The 18,110-nt window shown below is 69.3% G+C and carries 11 protein-coding genes; 3 read left to right on the forward strand and 8 right to left on the reverse strand.

Features of this window, described 5'->3' with window-relative positions; translation table 11 throughout:
• Position 1: 1 nt before the first annotated feature.
• Together FB559_RS07095 and FB559_RS07100 are read right to left on the reverse strand one after the other, a co-directional pair.
• On the reverse strand, positions 2-1,108 hold the full coding sequence (locus FB559_RS07095; RefSeq protein WP_141954540.1) for a glycosyltransferase: 1,107 nt from the start codon (positions 1,106-1,108) through the stop codon (positions 2-4).
• Positions 1,101-3,926: a bifunctional glycosyltransferase/CDP-glycerol:glycerophosphate glycerophosphotransferase gene (locus tag FB559_RS07100; protein ID WP_141954542.1), complete on the reverse strand. Its 2,826-nt coding sequence runs from the start codon at positions 3,924-3,926 to the stop codon at positions 1,101-1,103. Before FB559_RS07100 ends, FB559_RS07095 begins: the two co-directional genes overlap by 8 nt.
• Positions 3,927-4,037: 111 nt before the next feature.
• On the opposite strand from FB559_RS07100, the gene FB559_RS07105 reads away from it, so the two are divergent.
• Positions 4,038-4,709: a response regulator transcription factor gene (locus FB559_RS07105; protein ID WP_425455108.1), complete on the forward strand. Its 672-nt coding sequence runs from the start codon at positions 4,038-4,040 to the stop codon at positions 4,707-4,709.
• 17 nt (positions 4,710-4,726) lie between these two features.
• On the opposite strand, the gene FB559_RS07110 is transcribed toward FB559_RS07105, so the two are convergent.
• From FB559_RS07110 to FB559_RS07120, 3 genes are all read right to left on the reverse strand, one after another.
• The gene (locus FB559_RS07110) at positions 4,727-6,010 is read right to left on the reverse strand and encodes a sensor histidine kinase (RefSeq protein WP_141954546.1); all 1,284 of its coding nucleotides are present in this window, start codon (positions 6,008-6,010) and stop codon (positions 4,727-4,729) included.
• A gap of 41 nt (positions 6,011-6,051) precedes the next feature.
• Positions 6,052-7,566 carry an LCP family protein gene (locus FB559_RS07115; protein WP_141954548.1) on the reverse strand — a complete coding sequence of 505 codons (1,515 nt, stop codon included), beginning with the start codon at positions 7,564-7,566 and terminating at the stop codon, positions 6,052-6,054.
• 249 nt (positions 7,567-7,815) lie between these two features.
• On the reverse strand, positions 7,816-9,330 hold the full coding sequence (locus FB559_RS07120; protein ID WP_185792076.1) for an LCP family protein: 1,515 nt from the start codon (positions 9,328-9,330) through the stop codon (positions 7,816-7,818).
• A gap of 318 nt (positions 9,331-9,648) precedes the next feature.
• Here FB559_RS07120 and FB559_RS07125 point away from each other — a divergent pair, with 318 nt between their 5' ends.
• Positions 9,649-12,324 (forward strand): DEAD/DEAH box helicase family protein, encoded by a 2,676-nt coding sequence (locus FB559_RS07125; RefSeq protein ID WP_246121395.1) that lies wholly within the window; start codon positions 9,649-9,651, stop codon positions 12,322-12,324.
• A 7-nt stretch (positions 12,325-12,331) separates the two neighbouring features.
• Here FB559_RS07125 and FB559_RS07130 read toward each other — a convergent pair whose 3' ends face one another.
• Together FB559_RS07130 and FB559_RS07135 are read right to left on the reverse strand one after the other, a co-directional pair.
• Positions 12,332-13,318: a glycoside hydrolase domain-containing protein gene (locus tag FB559_RS07130; protein WP_141954555.1), complete on the reverse strand. Its 987-nt coding sequence runs from the start codon at positions 13,316-13,318 to the stop codon at positions 12,332-12,334.
• A 207-nt stretch (positions 13,319-13,525) separates the two neighbouring features.
• Complete coding sequence (locus FB559_RS07135; protein ID WP_141954557.1) at positions 13,526-14,143, reverse strand: TIGR03086 family metal-binding protein; 618 nt, start codon at positions 14,141-14,143, stop codon at positions 13,526-13,528.
• A 232-nt stretch (positions 14,144-14,375) separates the two neighbouring features.
• Between FB559_RS07135 and FB559_RS07140 the strand changes: the two genes are divergently transcribed.
• Positions 14,376-16,124 carry a 3'-5' exonuclease gene (locus FB559_RS07140; protein ID WP_141954559.1) on the forward strand — a complete coding sequence of 583 codons (1,749 nt, stop codon included), beginning with the start codon at positions 14,376-14,378 and terminating at the stop codon, positions 16,122-16,124.
• A 64-nt stretch (positions 16,125-16,188) separates the two neighbouring features.
• Here FB559_RS07140 and FB559_RS07145 read toward each other — a convergent pair whose 3' ends face one another.
• Positions 16,189-18,039 carry a bifunctional metallophosphatase/5'-nucleotidase gene (locus FB559_RS07145; RefSeq protein ID WP_141954561.1) on the reverse strand — a complete coding sequence of 617 codons (1,851 nt, stop codon included), beginning with the start codon at positions 18,037-18,039 and terminating at the stop codon, positions 16,189-16,191.
• Positions 18,040-18,110 lie beyond the last annotated feature (71 nt).

Here is an 18,110-nt window from a genome sequence, read left to right on the forward strand (position 1 = left end):
ATCACCGGTCGACCAGGTCGAACATCCGCTCCCAGCGATCGATGACCATGTCGGCGGAGAAGCGCTGCACCGAGGAGCGCGCCTGCCCGCCCAGCTTGGCGCGCAGGCCCTCGTCGCCCATCAGCCGCCCGAGCTCGCCGGCGAACTCCATCGTGTTGCCCGGCTGCACGATCAGCCCGTCCGACTCGTGCGTGATCAGCTCCCGTACGCCCGGGGCGCAGTCGAAGGCCACCGTCGGCAGCCCGTACGCCATCGCCTCCATGACCGACATCGGGAAGCCCTCCACCCGCGAGGACAGCGCGAAGACCGACGCCTGCGTCAGCGCGCCCTCGACGTCGGAGGTCGTCCCGGCGAACTCCACGGTCTCGGTCAGGCCCAGCTCGTCGGCCTGACGGTGCAGCGCCTCCTCGTCGGGCCCGGACCCGTACAGCCGCAGCCGCCAGTCCGGGAACCGTCCCGTCACCTCCGCCCACGCCTCCAGCATCATGTCCTGCCCCTTCTCGAAGGACAGCCGGCCGAGCAGCTCGACCACCGGCTGGGACAGGTCGGGGTAGGCCGACGGGGTCACGTGCAGCGGGTTGGGCATGAAGTCGGCGTTGGACATGTCATCGCGGGCCCAGGAGTCGGCGTCCTCGGTGCTGAGTACGAGAAAGCGGTGGGCGCCGGCGAAGTAGCGCTTGACCCGCTCGTAGCGCGAGGAGGCCCTGGTCGCCTGGTACGACTCGTGGCTCATGCCGATGACGGGCATGCCCGCCGTGTCGGCGAGCGCGACCCACTCCATGGCCCACACCTGGGCCGCGATGATGACGCCGCCCGGCCGTGCGGCGCGGAACATCCGGCTCAGCGTGGCCGCGCCCTTCCGCTGGACGGAACCGCGCCGTATGCCGCGCAGCCGTCCCTTCCGCCGGGGCGGCGGCGGGGAGTCGTGCAGCACGGTCAGGTCGTACGGGAGGTCACGCCCGTGGTCGTGGGGTTCGTCGGCGTGCGTCACGCCGATCACGCGCACCCGGTGACCGCGGTCGGCGAACAGCCGCGCGACGTGGTGCACCCATCGCTGCAGGCCGCCGAGCTCCTCGAAGTTGTTGCAGACGATGAAGATGTCACGCATCGTGATCCCCCGTGAAGAACCGGTCGACGATCTGCTTCGCGGCTGTGCCCCGGTCGTACTCCCCGTAGCGCTCGACGAACCCACGCCGGTGTTTCGCGTACGTCGTGGCGAGGCCGTCCAGGTCGGCGAGCGCGGCGAACAGGTCGTCGGGGCCGGCGACGACCGGGCCGGGCGCCTCCTGCCGGAGGTCGAAGTACGTGCCACGGGTGCGGGCGTAGTCCTCCAGGTCGGGGGCGAAGAACACCATGGGCCGGTCGAGCAGCGCGTAGTCGAACATGAGCGACGAGTAGTCGGTGACGAGTGCGTCGGTGAGCAGGAGCAGTGACGTGACGTCGTGCACGGCGCCCACGTCACGGACGACACCGCTCAGGCTCGGCGGGATCACCGCCACGTTGAGGTAGTGCGGCCGCACCAGCAGCAGATGGGTCTCACCGAGCTCCTCGGCGAACTCCTCCAGGTCGAACGGGATCTCGAAACGCTTCTGCGCCTTGCCCTTCGGGCCGGTACGGAACGTCGGCGCGTACAGCACCACCTTGCGGTCGTCGCCGGGGAGCCCGAGCTCCGCGGCGAGGCCGGTGGTGTCGCCGCCGTTGATGAGCGCGTCGTTGCGCGGATAGCCGCTGCGGATCAGCTCGGCGCGGACGCCCAGCCCCTTGGCCAGGGTCTTCGCGTCGTGCTCGGACCGGATCAGGAAGGCGTCGTAGCGGTCGACGGTGCGCTGGAAACGGGCGCGCTGGACCTTCGTGCTCCGTTTGACCCCCGGCTCGTCGAAGCCCATCCGCTTGTACGCCGACCCGTGCCAGGTCTGGATGTAGGTGGTCTGCGGGCGTTTGACCGCTTCACGCGGGAGTCCCTGGTTGTCCACCCAGAAGCCGGCTCGTGCGAGCGCGAGGTAGTAAGGCCAGGAGCCCCGGCGGACCAACTTGGCGTCCTTCGGGAAGCCTGCCGTGCTCTTGGCGTAGGACCAGATGGCGGTGTGGCCGGCACCGGACGCGCGGAGCTCCTCGTAGATGTACTTGGGGTTGTCGGAGTACTGCTTGCCGAGGTGGCTCTCGAACACGATCGTCTCGCGACGGATCGGCAGGCGGATGAGCAGCTTGTTGTAGACGGCGAGCTTGGTGGCGCGCCGGGTGAAGACCGACTTCCACCGGCGCTCGGCACGCAGCAGCGCGGTCCACCAGCGCCGTCCCCGGCCGGAGGCGGTGAGCCTGCGCAGCGCGGCGAGTGTGACGCGGCCGGCGCGGCCGTGCGCGACGAGACGGAAGGCCATCTCACCGTTCTCGGGGACGTAGGCCTCGAAGTGGTCGCCGGCCAGGCGCGTCAGGCGTGGCCGTACCGGCACCGACAGCTCCAACGGGTCGTTCGCGAACAGCCGGATGACCAAAGTGTCGTCGCCGGCCTTCAGCCGGAGCCGCAGGCCCCAGCTCTGGTCGACGAAGCCGAGCGGGCGTACGTCGCGGCCCGGTTCGACCTCGGCGCTCCAGCGGAGCCTGCCGTCCGCGTACTCCACCTCGGCGGGCACCGCGAAGAACCGGCCGGTACGGCTGCGGTCGCGAAACTCCAGGCGCGCGCCTAATGTGGCGTCCCGGCCGATGCGGTTCAGCGGGTTGACGACGTCCCCGGCCAGCCTGAGCACGCGCCCGGAACGCTCCATCCGGGTGACCCGGCCCCCCGGGTTGAGCGACTTGAGCGGCAGCGAGTGGATGCCGAGCTCGGTGACGTCGAGAATACGGCGCCCCTCCGCGGTGTCGAGATGGTCGGCGGACCAGTAGATCCGGCCCTCGCGTTCGACGAGCGGCGCGGTCAGCCGTGGCTTGCCGACCCCGCCCTTTCCCACGTAGTCCGCGGCGGTGATGGCGCCCTCGTGGTCGCCCTTGGCGACCATGAACCCGATGATCGCCGGGAGCTCGTGCGCCTCCTCGTACGCGCGAGGGTCGAGCGTGGCCATGTACTCGCGCGCCAGGGCGAGGAACGCCTCGCGGTAGCACCGGTCGCGGCTGCGCAGCCCCCGGACGTACAGCAGCAGGTCGTGGTTGAGGAACTTGACGTCCTTGGACAGCTTGAGGTCATCGGCGCCGTAGCGCGCGTACACCGCGTCGATGCGGCGGAAGATCTCCAGCCGGTCGGAGAAGTTGCGCAGTTCGGCGCGCTGGTTGGTGATCGAGAGGGTCTCGGCGTTCTCGTAGATCATCCAGTTGTAGACACGGTGCGGAATGATCGCGATCTTCCTCGCGGCGAGGTAGGCCTGCGTGCTGAACAGCAGGTCCTCGTAGTGCAGGCGTTCGACGAAGCGCAGGCCCTCGCGGTCGAGGAAGTCACGGCGGTACAGCTTGTTGGTCGACAACGTGTCGTACAGCAGCTGCGGGTGCTCACGCACCGACGCGTACACGCCGCGCTCGCGGTAGACGCCGCGGTACCAGGCGCGTTCCTCACGCTTGTCCGGAAAGACGCGCCAGCAGCAACCGGAGACGAGCTCGGCCTCGTTCTCCTCGGCCGCGGCGACCAGGTTGCGGCAGGCGTGCTGGTCGAGCGTGTCGTCGCTGTCGAGGAACATCAGGTACGTGCCGTACGCCGCGGCGATGCCGTCGTTGCGCGGCTGCCCGCAGCCGCCGGAGTTCTCCGCCCGGTGGATCACCCGTACGCGTTCGGGCTCCGCCGCGGCGAGCGCGTTGGCCACTCCTGCCGTCGCGTCGGTGCTGGCGTCGTTGACGATCACCACTTCGACGTTGCGGTGGGACTGGTCGAGCGCGGAGCGCACCGCGCCCGGCAGCCGGTCGGCATCGTTGTAGACGATGACGACCACGCTGACGTCTGTCATGTAGAGAACCCCTCGGCCTTTCCCTGAGCGCCGCTTCCGCGTGCGCTGGGATCAATGAATGGTCGTTTTGGGGGGATCCTTAGGATCAGAGACGTGCCGCGTGAACACATCTTGATCGTGGAGGATGACGCCGTCATCGGCTCGGAGCTACTCAAGGCCCTGTCCGCGACCGGCTACGAGGTGAGCCTGGCCCGTGACGGGCAGGACGGGCTGGCGCACGCGCGTGCGGATCCGCCGGATCTCGTCCTTCTCGACCTCGGGCTGCCCGACATCGAGGGTGTCGACCTGTGCCGCCGGCTGCGCGCCGTCCTGCCCCAGGCCGTGATCGTCGTGCTCACCGCCCGTACCGAGGAGTTCGAGGTCGTGGTGGCGCTGGACGCCGGGGCCGACGACTATCTCACCAAGCCGTTCCGGCTGACCGAGCTCGTCGCGCGGCTGCGCGCCCATCTGCGGCGCCAGGGCGCGCCGCCGGGTGAGAACGTCCTCACGGTGGGCCAGGTCCGGCTCGACGTGCCGGCGCGCCGGGTACACGCGGGCGAGGCCGAGGTGCCGCTGCGGCCGAAGGAGTTCGACCTGCTGACGGCGCTGGTGACGCGTGCGGGCGAGGTCGTCACCCGCGAGCAGCTCATGGACGAGGTCTGGGACGAGAACTGGTTCGGCCCGACCAAGACTCTTGACGTGCACGTCTCCGCTCTGCGGCGGAAGCTCGGGGCATATGCGCATATCACCACCTTGCGCGGGCGCGGCTATCGGTATGAACGCGACGCGGCGAGAGGGGGGTGAACGGGCCGGGCCGATGACTAATCGCGGCTACCGTATCCACCCGCTGGCAAAAGAACGCTAAACGTAGGGGGTGAAGAACGCCGGATAATGAGGCGTCCCCCCTCCGCTTCGGCAAGTGAGCGAGCGAGGGCGAGCCCGATGCCATGGCCGTCCGCGGGAGCGCGGAAGACGTCCGTGCCGTCGGGGATCCCCGGTCCCGTGTCCGTGACGTCGATGGCCAGGCCGTTGCCGAGGTCGATCACGGACACCGTGACCGGCGGGCGGCCGTGGGTGACCGCGTTGTCCAGCAGGACGTGCAGGATCTGGCGTACGGCGGTGAGCGAGGCGCGTACCTCCGGCAACCTGTCCGGGACGCGCACGTCCACGTCCGTACGGGCCCGGACCTCGTCGAGCAGGGCGGTCACGTCGAGGACGCCACGGTCACCGGCGCTGCCACGCGAGAGCCGGACCAGATCCTCGATGATCTCTTGAAGATGCTCGCCGCGCTCCAGGGCGGTGCGGATCACCGCTCGTTGATCGTCCTCCTCCAGGCCCGCCTCCAGCCCCAGCAGCAGGCCGGTCAGCGGAGTGCGCAGCTGGTGGGACACGTGCGCGCTGAAGGCACGCTCCCGGTCGAGGACGTCACCGAGCCGCCGGGCGGTCGCCTCCAGGGCACGGCTCGCGGCGTCGGCCTCCCGGACGCCGACCGTCCGCGCCCGGATGCTGAAGTCGCCGTCGCCGAGGGCCTGCGCGTCCGTGGTCAGCCGTTCGAGCGGGGCGGCGAGGCGTACCGCCTGACGCCGCGCGACCACCGCGGCCAGTCCGATGACGAGAACGGCGAGTCCCGCCATGAGGAGCCAGGACCGCTCGGCCCTGGCGGTGACGTCGTCGTACGGCGTCGCCACCCGGATCACCGCGACGATGGACTCGTCGGAGGGCACCGGCGCGGACACGGTCAGCAGGCCGTGCTCGACCGCCTCGTGGACGTGGCCGTCACCCGCTCGGCCGGCGACCGGCGAGTTCCCCGGCCCGCGGCCGGTGACGCGCCGGCCTTGCAGGGTGTAGACGCCGACGCTCAGGCGCCGCGACATGCGGGTGACGAGCGGCACCGGCTTCGGGTGCTGCGCGATCGAGTCGGGGACGGCGGCCGAGATGCGGGTCGCGTCGCGTTCTAGGGACACGATCGTCTCGTCGCGGTACAGCCGTTGCAGGACGACCGCCAGCGGGATCGCGAACAGCACGACCGCCGCGGCGGCCACGCCGACGATCGCGACCAGCACGCGGCGGCGCAGAGGACGGCCGGCCGGGAGGTTACCGGTCATTCAGACATTCTGCCCCGCCCGGCCGGGTGACCGTGACGCCTCTATTTACAGATGTTCTTCAGCGACTGGCCGCCGGCGGTACCGGTCGCCGGTTTCCTGCTGGCGCTGGTGGTGGTACGCCTCGTGGTGGGTGTCGCGGCCGGGGTGCTCGCCGCGGGCGGCGGTGGCGGAGCCACGCTCTTGGCGATGGCCCTTTGGGTCGCCCTGTGCATGACACTCAGCACCGGCTCGTACACGTGGAAACCGGGCAGCTTGCCGGGGTTGAACGGCAGGCTCTGGATGTCGGCGCCGTGCTTGACCGTGCCGGACAGTTTGACCAGGGCGGGCAGGAGTGCCGCCGGGATGTTGGTGGAGATGGTGCTCTTGGCGGCGTTGGCCAGCTTCTGGAAGTTGGCGACGACCTTCTGCGGGTCGGCTTGGTCCGCGATGTCCTTCATCAGGCACTTCTGCCGGTCCATGCGGTGGAAGTCGTCGTCGGCGTCGCGGGAGCGGCCGTACCAGAGGGCCTTCTCACCGTCCAGGTGGTGCGTACCGGCCCTGAGAACGCCTGTCGGCGGACGCGTCTGGACGCCGTTGACGATCTCACCGCCGATCGGCAGGTCCTTTTCGACGTGCACCGTGACGCCGCCCATGGCGTTGACGATGTCCTTGAACCCGTCGAGGTTGACCAGGACGTAATAGTCGATCTTGAGGCCGAGCAGGTAGCCGATGACGTTCTCGACCATGTGCGGGCCGCGTCTGCCCCTCGGGTATCCGCCGGGTACGAGCTCGGGGTGGTCCTCGCCCTGGATGTACAGCTCGTTGAGCAGTCCCACGCTGCCGGGGTGCTGGGGGTCCGGGGCGTCGCCGGTGTAGCCGTAGGGCCACTTGGACCGCAGGTTCGGCGGCACGGGGAACTTCTGCAGGCTCCGCGGCAGGCTGAGCAGGACGGTGTTGCCGGTCTTGGTGTCGATGCTGGCGACCGTCATGCTGTCGGTTCGGATGCCCTTACGGTCCTTACCGCCGTCACCGCCGAGCAGCAGGATGTTGACGCGCGGCCTGTTCTTCCACGGGTCGGACGCGTTCACCGCGGCGCCGCCCTTGTCACCGGAGAAGATGCTCGAGAGCGTGTCCCGCAGGACGTACGTCGCGTTCGCCGCGTACACCAGTGGCGTGCACACCATCAGCGCCATGATCACCACGAGCGCGCCGGAGGTGACCCGCATCGCGGTCGGCAGACCGGGAGGCCGCAGGATCTGGAACGAGCGAATGACGATCAACGCCCACACCACCGCGAGCACGAGAATGCCCGCGATGATCACATTCAGCCAGAAACCCTGGACGACCATCTGCTTGAGACGATCCTGGAACGCCAGCGCCGCCGTGGCAGTGCCGAAGATCAGCACCGCCAGCAGCCCCATGAGACTGAAGCCCACGGCACGCCGGCCCGCCGTGACGTGCGCGACACCCCACACGAACGACGATGCCACCGTGAGTCCCAGGGCACGCCAGAGTCCGGCGACCGGGATCGGCTCGCGGCCGTTCACCGCCCGGCCTCCATACTGACGTGGTGCCATGAAGTCTCCTGATCCTCTGCTCGTGGCGGCGCTTCACGCCCCCGATGAGGACGGCCTGCCACACAGTGCGGTGTGCAAAGTGTTCGAATAGACGCGGTCAGCAACCCTAGGCAATGACTGGTGGATCCTACCGCACGTATGACCCCACCTGCCTCGATTGCCCGGTAAGGACCAGTCCTTGCGTGAATCCCGTTGAAAAGAAACACCAAAGGACTACCAAGGGGTCGGCACATAATTCAAAAGGGCCTTTCACCCGCAGGCCGTCGCCAACGAGACCGCCTTGCTCTTCCGCTGGTCAGGACTTGCCGACGGACTCCCGGAAGGGTCGGCGCTCCCACTCGGGTCCGCCGAAGCCCCAGGATCGGCCGACGCTCCCGGACTGGGCGGTGGCGTCTGTCCCGCGCTCTCGCTGGCCGCGATCGCCTTGGCCGCCGCCTGCCGCATCACCGCGACGTCCGGCCGGACGACATGGAACTGCGGCGGCACGTACATCAGGCTGCTCACCTGGGCGCCCTGCTTCATCGTCCCGGACAGCTTGACCAGTGGCGGCAGCATCGACGCAGGGATGTTCGTGGAGATCGTCTTCTTCGCCGCCTTGGCCAGCTTCTGGAAGCTCGTCAGCACCTTCTGCGGGTCGGCCTGTTCGGCGACGTCCTTCATCAGGCACTTCTGCCGGCCCATCCGGACGAAGTCGCTGCTCGACGTGCGCGAGCGTCCGAACCACAGGGCCTGTTTGCCTTTCAGCTTCCGGTTTCCGGCCTTCAGTACTCCCGTGGGCGCGCTTCCGTCCTCGGGGCCGCCGTAGGGGATGTCCTGGGCGATGTGGACCTTGACCCCGCCCATCGCGTCGATGATGTCGGCGAAACCGAACAGGTTGACCAGGACGTAGTAGTCGATGGGCTGGCCGATGAGGTAGGAGATCTCCTCGCGCACCAGCTCGGGCCCGCGTCGCCCCTTGTCGAAGCCGGGTACGAGCGACTTGTCGTCCTCGCCGTCCTGGAACAGCTCGTTCAGCAGGCCCTCGTCGCCGGGCGACACTCCCGTGAACCCGTACGGCCACCGCTTGCGCAGCCGCGGGATCACCGTGAAGTGCTGCAGGTTGCGCGGCAGGCTGATCAGGACGGTGTCGCCGGTCTTGGTGTCGATGCTCGCGACCGTCATGCTGTCGGTACGGATCCCGACGCGGTCGCCTGCGCCGTCCCCGCCCAGCAGCAGGATGTTGACGCGCGGCTTGTCCTGCCACGGGTCCGCGACGTTGACGACCGCAGGGGGCGCCGCGTCGTCGCCGTGGAAGATCGTGCCGATCGTGTCGCGCAGCGTGTAGGTGTCGCGGGCCGCCCACACGAGCGGCGTGCACACTCCCATGACGAGCACGAGGACCATGCCGACGGCGAGCACCCTCGACGCGCCGCCCAGTCCGCGCGGCCGGACGACCAGGTAGGACCGGACCACGATGGCGGCCCACAGGAGCGCCAGCACGAGGATGCCGATGGTGATGCCGGCCAGCCAGTCGCGCTGGACGGCGACCTGCTGGAGATCGTCGCGGAAGTCCAGCACGACGACGATGGCGCCGCCGAGCAGGAGGGCGAGCAGGGCCATGAGGAGGAGGCCGGCGACACGGCGGCCGGCCACCAGATGGGCGACACCCCAGATGACCGCCGAGGCGGCGGTCAGGCCGAGGGCATGCCAGAGCGAACCCCCCGGCTCATGACCAGGCTCGTCGTCCTGGTCGTCCCCGGCGGAGGCGCCCACACTCTGCCCCATATGCACTCCTCTGTCCCGGATTGGGAGCATAGGTTCTCAACTTGTACGAGACGCGTAAAAGAACCGTCCGGATCGCGAAGTGAACGGACTGGCACGGACGGTGACAATAGCGGGTGTTCTGTGGAGGCCGTCATATGCTCCACTGACGCGAAAGTGTCACTGCTCCCCACCTGGTTTTTTGTCATCTTCTGCCCACCGTTTCGTGACCGCGGGGAGCCATCTGCGGTCCGTGGCGTTCGCGGCACGAGAGGCCGGTCTCCGTGCGGGTGCCATCATGGCGCGATGACCGCCGGTTTCTCCCTCACATGCTGGCCAGGAATGCTCCGGCCCTATCAGGTGACGGCCCTCGACCGGCTCGCGGCGGCGTGGGCGGAGGGCCGGCGGCGGGCATGGGTGGTGCTGCCGCCAGGAGCCGGCAAGACCCTCATCGGCCTGGAGGCCGCCCGGCGCCTGGACCGCCGGACCGTCGTCCTCGTGCCGAACACCGCGATCCAGGACCAGTGGATCGCGCACTGGCGAGGCTTCACCCCCGCGACCACGACGGCGGGCGCCGACCGGTCCCTCGCCGCGGACGTCACGGTGCTCACCTACCAGTCGCTCGCGATCTTCGATCCGGAGACGGAGACCGACGTGGAGGGACACACCCGCAGCCCGATGCGGCGGTTGCACGCGAACGGACGGGAGCTCATCGACCGGCTGGCCGGCGCCGGGCCGCTCACTCTGGTGCTGGACGAATGCCACCACCTGCTCGACGTGTGGGGCCGGCTGGTCGCCGAGGTCCTCGACCGGCTGCCCGGTGCGCTCGTCCTCGGGCTCACCGGGACGCCGCCGGAGTCGCTCTCACCCGCCGAGGCGGGGCTGGTCGACACGCTGTTCGGCAGCCCGATCCTCGGCGCGTCGATCCCGGCGCTCGTACGTGAGGGGCACCTGGCGCCCTTCGCCGAACTGGCCTGGCTCACCCCGCCCACCGCCGTCGAGGCCGGCCACATCGCGGGCGAGGCCGAGCGCTTCGCCGAGCTGACCACCGGCCTCGTCACCTCGACCGACTTTCTGACCTGGCTGGACGCCAGGTTCACCACCCGCACGGTCCCCTGGGTGCGGATCGAGAAGGACGAGCCACGGCTCGCCGCGGCGGCGCTGCGCATGCACCACGCCGGGCTGCTCGACCTGCCGGCCGGTGCCCGGCTGCGCGAGGAGCACCGGCACGCCCCGTCCGCCGAGGACTGGGTCGAGCTTCTCGATGACTATGTGACCCATGCGCTCACCGACGACGGCTTGCGGGAGGCGATCCGGCGTGCGCTGCCCGCGGTCGGCTACCGGCTCACCCGGCGCGGGATCAGGGCGGCGCAGTCCCCGGTGGACCGGGTGCTGGCCCGCAGCGCCGCCAAGACGTACGCGACCGTGGAGATCACCGCCGCCGAGGACACCGCGCTCGGGGAGCGGCTGCGCGCCCTCGTGCTGTGCGACCACGAACGCGCGGGTGTCCGCCTGCCCGCGCTCCTGCGCGGGGTGCTCGAGCCGGAGGCCGGCTCGGCCTGGCTGGTCCTCGGCAACCTCGTCGCCGACGAACGTACCCGCGCGCTCGACCCGATGCTCGTCACCGGAAAGACCGTCGCCGCCGGGCCGGACACGGCACGGGCGTTCGTGGCCTGGGCCGGGCGGCCGGAGCTGTCGATCACCTTCGACGACGGGCTCTGCGTGATCGGCGGCCCCTGGTCGCCGCGTACGTGGGTCGCCCTGGTCACGGCGTTCTTCGAGGAGGGACGCTGCCGGGTTCTGGTCGGCACCCGCGCGCTCCTGGGCGAGGGCTGGGACGCGCGCGGCGTCAACGTGCTGGTCGACCTCACCGCGGCCGCGACCACGACGTCCGTCGTGCAGACGCGCGGGCGGGCGCTGCGGCTCGACCCGTCCTGGCCGGAGAAGGTGGCGAACGTCTGGACGGTCGTCTGCGTCACGGACCGGCACCCCAAGGGCTCCGCGGACTGGCAGCGGTTCGTCCGCAAGCATCGGGGGTATCTGGCCGCCGCTCCGGATGGGGAGATCGTGTCGGGCGTGGCGCACGTGGACGCCGCGTTCTCGCCGTACGCCCCGCCGCCGGTCGCGAGCCTGGACGCGGTGAACGTCGCGATGGGCGAGCGTGCGGCGGCACGCGAGGAGACCCGTACGGCGTGGCGGCTCGGCACCGGCTTCCGCGACGAGCTCGTGCACACTCTCCGGGTACGACCGGTCCGTACTCTCACGCCCACCTTCGTTCCGGCCGGTCCGTCGGAGCCGCCCGCGGTGGTCCCCGCCGCCGCCTGCGCCCAGCCGGTACCGTCCCCGCCGGCCGGTGCCCGCGTGGTCTCCACGCTGATCGGTGCCGGGGTCCTTTTTTCGGCACTGGCCGTCCTGACCTGGGTCTCTGTCCTGCTGGGCGGCCCTCTGCTCCTCGCCGGCGGCGCCCTGGCCGTACGCCGCGACCGTACGCTGCGGCGGGCCGGGCGGCTGCTCGCAGGCGCCGTCGGTGACCCGCCGCTCCTGTGGTTCGCCTGTGCCGTCGCGGACGGGCTGCGGGCGTCCGGGCTGTCACCGCGGGGAGCCGAGGGTGTGGTGACCCGCGTCGAGCCGGATGGGTCGTACCGTCTTTCGCTCGCCGATGTCGACGCCGAGACGTCGCGGCGGTTCGCCCTCGCCCTGGACGAGGTGCTCTCCCCCATCGCCTCGCCGCGCTACCTGGTCTCGCGGTACGTGCTGCGGCCCGCTCCCGTACGGGCACGGGCGCGCGCATGGCTCGCGGGTACGGCCGTGGCGGACGGCGTGGTGTACCACGCGGTCCCGGCGGCGCTGGGCCAGAACCGCGGCCGCGCGACGGCCTTCGCCACGGCGTGGAACACCTGGGTGTCGGCCGGAGAGCCGGTCTACGCGAACACCCCGGAGGGCGAAGGCGTCCTCGCGACCCACCGCGGTGAGGACCCGCTGGCGGCCACGACCGTGCTGCGCGTGGCCTGGGACTGAGCGCCGATCAATATTTGAGAAGGGTGGCCTTGGCCAGGCAGCCCTGGACGGTCACCGGCTCCTCGCCGTCGTTGTAGACGCGCAGCCGTAGCCGGTTGGTGGCGTCGACGCCGAACTGACCGCCGAGCTGGTCCCGGATCACCCCGGTCTCGTCGGCGATGTAGGTGAGGCGCCACGCGTCGTCGATGAAGGTCCCGTCGTCGGTGACCCGCGTCCAGGACACGTCGAGCGTCGTGCCGGGGACGAGACCGTGCAGCTCGAAGATCGCGTCGGCGGTCACCCAGTACGCCGCCGGCGCGATCACCACGGACGCGCCGTCCTCGCCGTGCAGCCCGTGCTTGTCGGTGTACTCGATGGTGAACTTGACGTCGGTGGTCGTGCCGGCGTCGATGACCTGCGTGCCGTCCGTGCCGAGGCTGGAGACCAGAGCCACGTCGTCCTCTCCTTCTGGCGTGGCACCGATGCGCCACTGGCCGTAGTCGTCCTTCGTGGCCCGGTCGTAGTCGACGCCGACGCCACCGAGGGTGTGGCCGTTGGAGTACTGCTGAAGCTGCGCGCCACCGGCCCACTTGCCACCGGACCAGGCATAGGTCTGCCATCCCCACACGGCGTGACCGCCGTCCAGGGCCCGCTTCACCGGCCCGTAGCCGCCGTAGATCCCCACCTGTTCCCTGCCGAGCACGCTCGCGGCGCCGTCGAGGTAGTTGTTGATCGCGCCCTGCTGCCCGGAAGAGGCGTCCCAGTCGACGGCGAAGTAGACGGGCCGCCCGGTGGGCATCCCACAGGCGTTCGCCTGCGCACGCGCGTCGGCCGCGTCGGCCGCCCCGGCCGCGCGCCCGTCGAGCGCCCGCTTGGCCGTGGTCTCCCAGACGACGACGATCCAGATCCCGGCGTCGGTGAGCTTGCGCGCCTCCTGCCCGGTGAGGTTCTTGCTGGGGCTGTGCGACAGGTACCGGCAGACGAACTTGACGCCGGCGGACTTGAGGGCGGCCATGCTCGGCCTCCCGAAGGCGTAGTCGACCCCCTCAGGCACCCCCGTTCACCAACGGAAGATCGTAGGTCGCGGCACCTGGGTCCACGGGCGGCTCATCGCCGGGAGGCGGTCGGTCCATCATGATCTACATTTTTGCCTCTTTTGCCCGCTTTACTCGCCGATGCGGGCATCCGCTCCCGGCACTGCCCGGCACCGGTAATCCAGGCCTCAGCGGCCCTGTGCCGGTGTCCTGCCCATCCGCCGCAGCAGCCGGTCCTGCCGCGACGCGTCCGCCGCGAGTACCCCTTCCGGAGCGGCGAAGAACCGGTGGGTCGTGTCGACGGCGACGGGAGTCTCGGCCAGTCCGGCGTAGATGTCCTCGAGGTGGTCGTCGATCCACGTGACGAGTCCGGCGTCGAGGACGTCGTCGACACCGATGGCCCGCGCGAGATCCCACGTGTGGACGGTGGCGTCCGTGGTTCTCACCGCGAGCGCCTGCCGCCCGGCCACCTTCCCCAGCGGGTAGTCGAGGATCCGCTCCAGGGCGCCGGGCGCGGCGAACGCCTCGGCGCACTCCTCGGCGGACCGGGCGTACGCGCCGACGGGGTCCGTGCCCAGCGCGTCAGCGTCCCGTAGGCGCAGGAACTCCTCACTCGTACCGCCCTGCAGCAGGCCCACGTAGTTGAGGTTTCCCCGGGTCATGTGGTTGACCAGCCGGCGCACGTTCCATTCCGTACAGGGAGTCGGCCACGCCCATTGCCCGGGCCGCACCGCGCGCAACCTCCGCTCGAACCCGGCGCTGGACAGGACGAACCGATCAAGAGGTCCTTCAGGGGAGTCGGCCATTCGGCCCACAATGCTCTCGGGCAACCGCGAGGGCTGGCCAGTATCCGACACCACGCACGCGATGAGGGCGCCTGCGGAGCCGCGAAGAATCGGTAGTCGGTAGGTCGTCAGCCCCACCACTGCTGCCTCCACGGTGGGATGTCACGGGACCGCGACGCGATTTGCCAACCGGCGAGGCATCCGAGACGTCTACCTACGCAACGGTTCCGGTCTGCAGGAAGGGCCACGTGTGATGGGTGCGGTCATCAGCCTGATCATGATGCTCATCTCGGCGATGATCACTATCACCATGATGATGTTCAAAGTCATGTTCCGTCTGACTCTGATGATCATCAGTGTGACTGCGAACGCAGCCAATACTTCAAAACAACACCGCCGCCGCAAGCCTGCCGCCCAACGCCAGTTGACGTCGACCAGGCAACTTACGTATCAGCAGAATACGGTGACGCGGTCTTCGTTTCGGAGTTCCACATCCACGTCGAAAGCCGGACCGGTAACGATCCATGAAAGGCCACAGGAGAGTTCGTTGTTCACCTATGGTGCCCTCACCAGAGGAGAAGGTGTTGACCCTCAGCGCCTGATCTTCGCAGTTCTCGACGTGGAGACCACGGGACTCCACCCCGAGCGCGGAGCTCGGATCTGCGAGATCGCCATCGTGCGGATGCGAGGTGACGGCGAAGTCCTCGACGAATACTCCACGCTCGTCTCGCCTGAGTGCTCCATCCACAACGACGTCTATCACGGAATCACCGACGTACACGTCTCCGGCGCTCCAACCTTTTCGCAAGTGGCCGGCGACGTCTTGCACCGGATAGGCGACGCAATCGTGGTGGGCCACAATCTGGACTACGAACAGCGTTTCCTCGCCGCCGAGTTCGGGCGCATGCGCCTGCGCCCACAAGGCATCCCCGGGCTGTGCACCATGGTGGCCGCCCGTTTCCACCTTGACCGCTACACCTATCGCCTTCCCGACATCGCCACGCTGATCGCAGGAGAGTGGCCGCCCGCCCAGCACACTGCCCTCGGGGACGCCCGAGCGACCGCACTCATGCTGGCTGCCTTCATCGGCCAGGCACCCCAACGACTGTCCTGGCATGGGCCCGGCCCCGCCCCGCTGCCGGCCGTCCCGCCGACAGGACTTGTCGCGCCGCGTCCTGGACAGCTCAGACACGGTAGCGAGGGGTGGCTGGCGACCCTGACTGCGCGCCTTCCGCTCATGGCCATGCCACCCGCGCCACGGCCTGATGGACTCGCCGGCTACCGGGCGCTTCTCGCCCATGCCCTCGCCGACGGCAAGATCGTCGGCGAGGAGGCGGAACGACTTGCCATCGTCGCCGCCAGAGCGGGACTGACCCAGACGACCGCACGTCGCGTCCACGATCAGTTCCTGGCCGAAGCGAGGGCGAGAGCAGAAGCAGACGGCACGGTCACGGCGACGGAGCTACGGGAGTTGCAGCGCGCCGCAAAGAGCCTCGCCGCCACTCACCTCATACGTGACCTGGAGGAAGCGGCTGCCAACGACCGTTCAAAGCGCAACGGACCGCTCAAGGGCTGGCGCATCTTGCCGATCGGCTACGCCCAGAACGATGCCGAAGGCCCCCTGGTCGAGCTTGTCGACCTGGCCGTCGAGCACGGCGCGGCCATTGCGACGAACGTTACAAAGACCGTACGACTCGTGATTACCATCGACGGGTCAGCCGATCCCCGAATCGAACGCGCCGGCAAAGCCGGAATCCGGGTCGCCGACGTAAAAGAAGCGCGACAACTGATTACCGCGGAGATTGAAACAGCCTCCACGCGACGAGGTCTGTTCGGCAGCGACGAAGGTGAGATGGTAGCTGCCGAACTTGCCGCTGAGACGGACCGAACCTCCGGACCCCCCGAGTGGCATTCCTTCTGGCGCAATCGTCAGCTTTCCCCTGGGGAATATCGCGCGCTCTTTGTCGACCCCTACGAGGGGATCGACGATGACGATGACTAAGCAGATCAGTCCGCCCCGTTCGTAGTCCCATGGTAGGCACGACCCGCCGTGGACATCCGCCGGTTCAGAAGACCGGTACGCCGTCCCGTACCAGCTTCCAGTTCTCCACGTGGAAGGTGGCGGGGTCGATGGTCTTGGCCGCGGAGGCGTACGCGACGATCGCCTCCCGGATCGCGACCTGGGCGTTGTAGACGACCGGGGCGGTGGCGATGTGCGGGAAGCCACCGCCGCCGGACTGGCGGTAGTTGTTCACCGCGACCACGAACCGCTGGTCGTCGGTGACCGCCGTACCGTCGTAGGCGAGGTTGACGATCCGTGCGCCCTCGGCCTTGGCGATGTCGATGTCGTACGTGACGCCGGAGAACTGGTCGTAGTTGTAGTCGGGAAGGTCGTGGGCGTTGGTCCACGACGCCGGATCGACCGGGGCGTCCGCGGCGACCTGCTCGAAGTACCGCGCCGAGTACTCCAGGTACGCCTTGATCTGCGAACCGGTCAGGATGCTGCCCAGGAGCGTGTTGTCGTAGATGTAGAGCCCGGCGATGTCCTTGATCGTCACCTGCCCGGCCGGAAAGGTGGCGGCACGGTTGAACGGCGCGGCGATGGAGACCACCGGCAGCGACGCGTTGGCGGTCCCCGCGATGGCCTCCTTGACCTTCGCGGTCTGCACCACGTTGACGTAGTCGAGGATCGCGGTGTCCTTCCAGCAGGACTCCGCCGCGGACATCGTCTCGGTGGAGGTGGCGACATCCTGGTTGACGTACGCGACCACCGCGTCGTGCTCCTTCCTGACGACTGCGACGAGAGCAGGGTCCTCCTGCACCGTGTTGGTGTTCACCGTCGTCGCGGACCTGCCGGTGACCTTCCAGTGGCCGCGGTCCCGGGTCAGCGTGAGGTCGAAGACCGACAGTCGCTCGCCCCAGCACTTCGGCTCGCTCATGACCACGGTCTCGCCGGTGATCTCGTTGGTGACGAACCGCTCGGCGACGTCGATGTGCGCGTGGCCGAAGAGGATGGCGTCGATCCCGGGGACCTGCTGGGCCACCATGGCCGAGGCGTTCTCCACCGGGATGTCGCCGGTGTAGGACGACAGACCGCTGTCGCCGGCGTGCGCGCTGACGACCATGACGTCGACGCCACGGGCGCGGATGATCGGAACCCACTTCTTGGCGGTCTCGACCAGGTCCAGGAAGTCCAGCTTGCCGGAGACATTGGCCTTGTCCCAGATCGCGACGCCCGGATTGGTCAGGCCCAGCAGACCGACCCTGATCGGCGGATGGCCCGGCACGCGCATCGTCTTGATGATGTACGGGCGGAACGCCGGCCGATCCGTACCCGTGTGTACGGCGTTGGCGCCCAGCACCGGCGCGTCCATCTGGCTGATCCACTTGTTCAGGAACGGGAGGCCGTAGTTGAACTCATGGTTGCCCAGCGCCACGGCGTCGAAGCCGATGGCGTTCATCTGCCGCGCCATCGGGTGGATCTGACCGGTCGTCGTGATCGGCTCCACCGTGGCGTAGTAGAAGCCCAGCGGGGTGCCCTGGATCGTGTCCCCCGCGTCGAACAGCAGCGTGTGTTCCCGCCCGCGGTCGGCGCGGATCTGCCTCACCAGGCTCGACACCCGCGCGAGGCCGACGACGTTCCCGGCACTGTCGCTGTACGCGGCGTCGTTGTAGTAGTCCCAGTCGACCGCGTGGCTGTGGATGTCGGAGGTGCCCATGACGGTGATGGTCACCGACCGGTCGGCGCCCTTCGCCGCCGCCTCGGCCGGGCGCGGCCAGCCCGCGAGGGCCAGCGCGCCCGCGGCGGTCAGCCCGCCGAGTACCTGCCTCCGGCCGACGCCCGGACCGGGCTCATCCGGGACACGGCAGGAACACCACCGAGGCGCTGGGCCGGACCGGCTCCCTGGCTTGACCATGACGGCTGCGTTCCTTCCGGAGGGGAGCTGCCAAGATAAGGTCCGTACGCCGGATCCGTACCGGTGAGAAC

This window comes from Actinoallomurus bryophytorum (genome assembly GCF_006716425.1).
GTDB lineage: Bacteria > Actinomycetota > Actinomycetes > Streptosporangiales > Streptosporangiaceae > Actinoallomurus > Actinoallomurus bryophytorum.

What these genes read in the sequence shown, in the direction of transcription:
- FB559_RS07095 (WP_141954540.1), bottom strand. Translation starts at nt 1,108, where the DNA reads ATGCGTGACATCTTCATCGTCTGCAACAACTTCGAGGAGCTCGGCGGC.
- FB559_RS07100 (WP_141954542.1), bottom strand. Translation starts at nt 3,926, where the DNA reads ATGACAGACGTCAGCGTGGTCGTCATCGTCTACAACGATGCCGACCGG.
- FB559_RS07110 (WP_141954546.1), bottom strand. Translation starts at nt 6,010, where the DNA reads ATGACCGGTAACCTCCCGGCCGGCCGTCCTCTGCGCCGCCGCGTGCTG.
- FB559_RS07115 (WP_141954548.1), bottom strand. Translation starts at nt 7,566, where the DNA reads ATGGCACCACGTCAGTATGGAGGCCGGGCGGTGAACGGCCGCGAGCCG.
- FB559_RS07120 (WP_185792076.1), bottom strand. Translation starts at nt 9,330, where the DNA reads ATGGGGCAGAGTGTGGGCGCCTCCGCCGGGGACGACCAGGACGACGAG.
- FB559_RS07125 (WP_246121395.1), top strand. Translation starts at nt 9,649, where the DNA reads ATGCTCCGGCCCTATCAGGTGACGGCCCTCGACCGGCTCGCGGCGGCG.
- FB559_RS07130 (WP_141954555.1), bottom strand. Translation starts at nt 13,318, where the DNA reads ATGGCCGCCCTCAAGTCCGCCGGCGTCAAGTTCGTCTGCCGGTACCTG.
- FB559_RS07135 (WP_141954557.1), bottom strand. Translation starts at nt 14,143, where the DNA reads ATGGCCGACTCCCCTGAAGGACCTCTTGATCGGTTCGTCCTGTCCAGC.
- FB559_RS07140 (WP_141954559.1), top strand. Translation starts at nt 14,376, where the DNA reads ATGGGTGCGGTCATCAGCCTGATCATGATGCTCATCTCGGCGATGATC.
- FB559_RS07145 (WP_141954561.1), bottom strand. Translation starts at nt 18,039, where the DNA reads ATGGTCAAGCCAGGGAGCCGGTCCGGCCCAGCGCCTCGGTGGTGTTCC.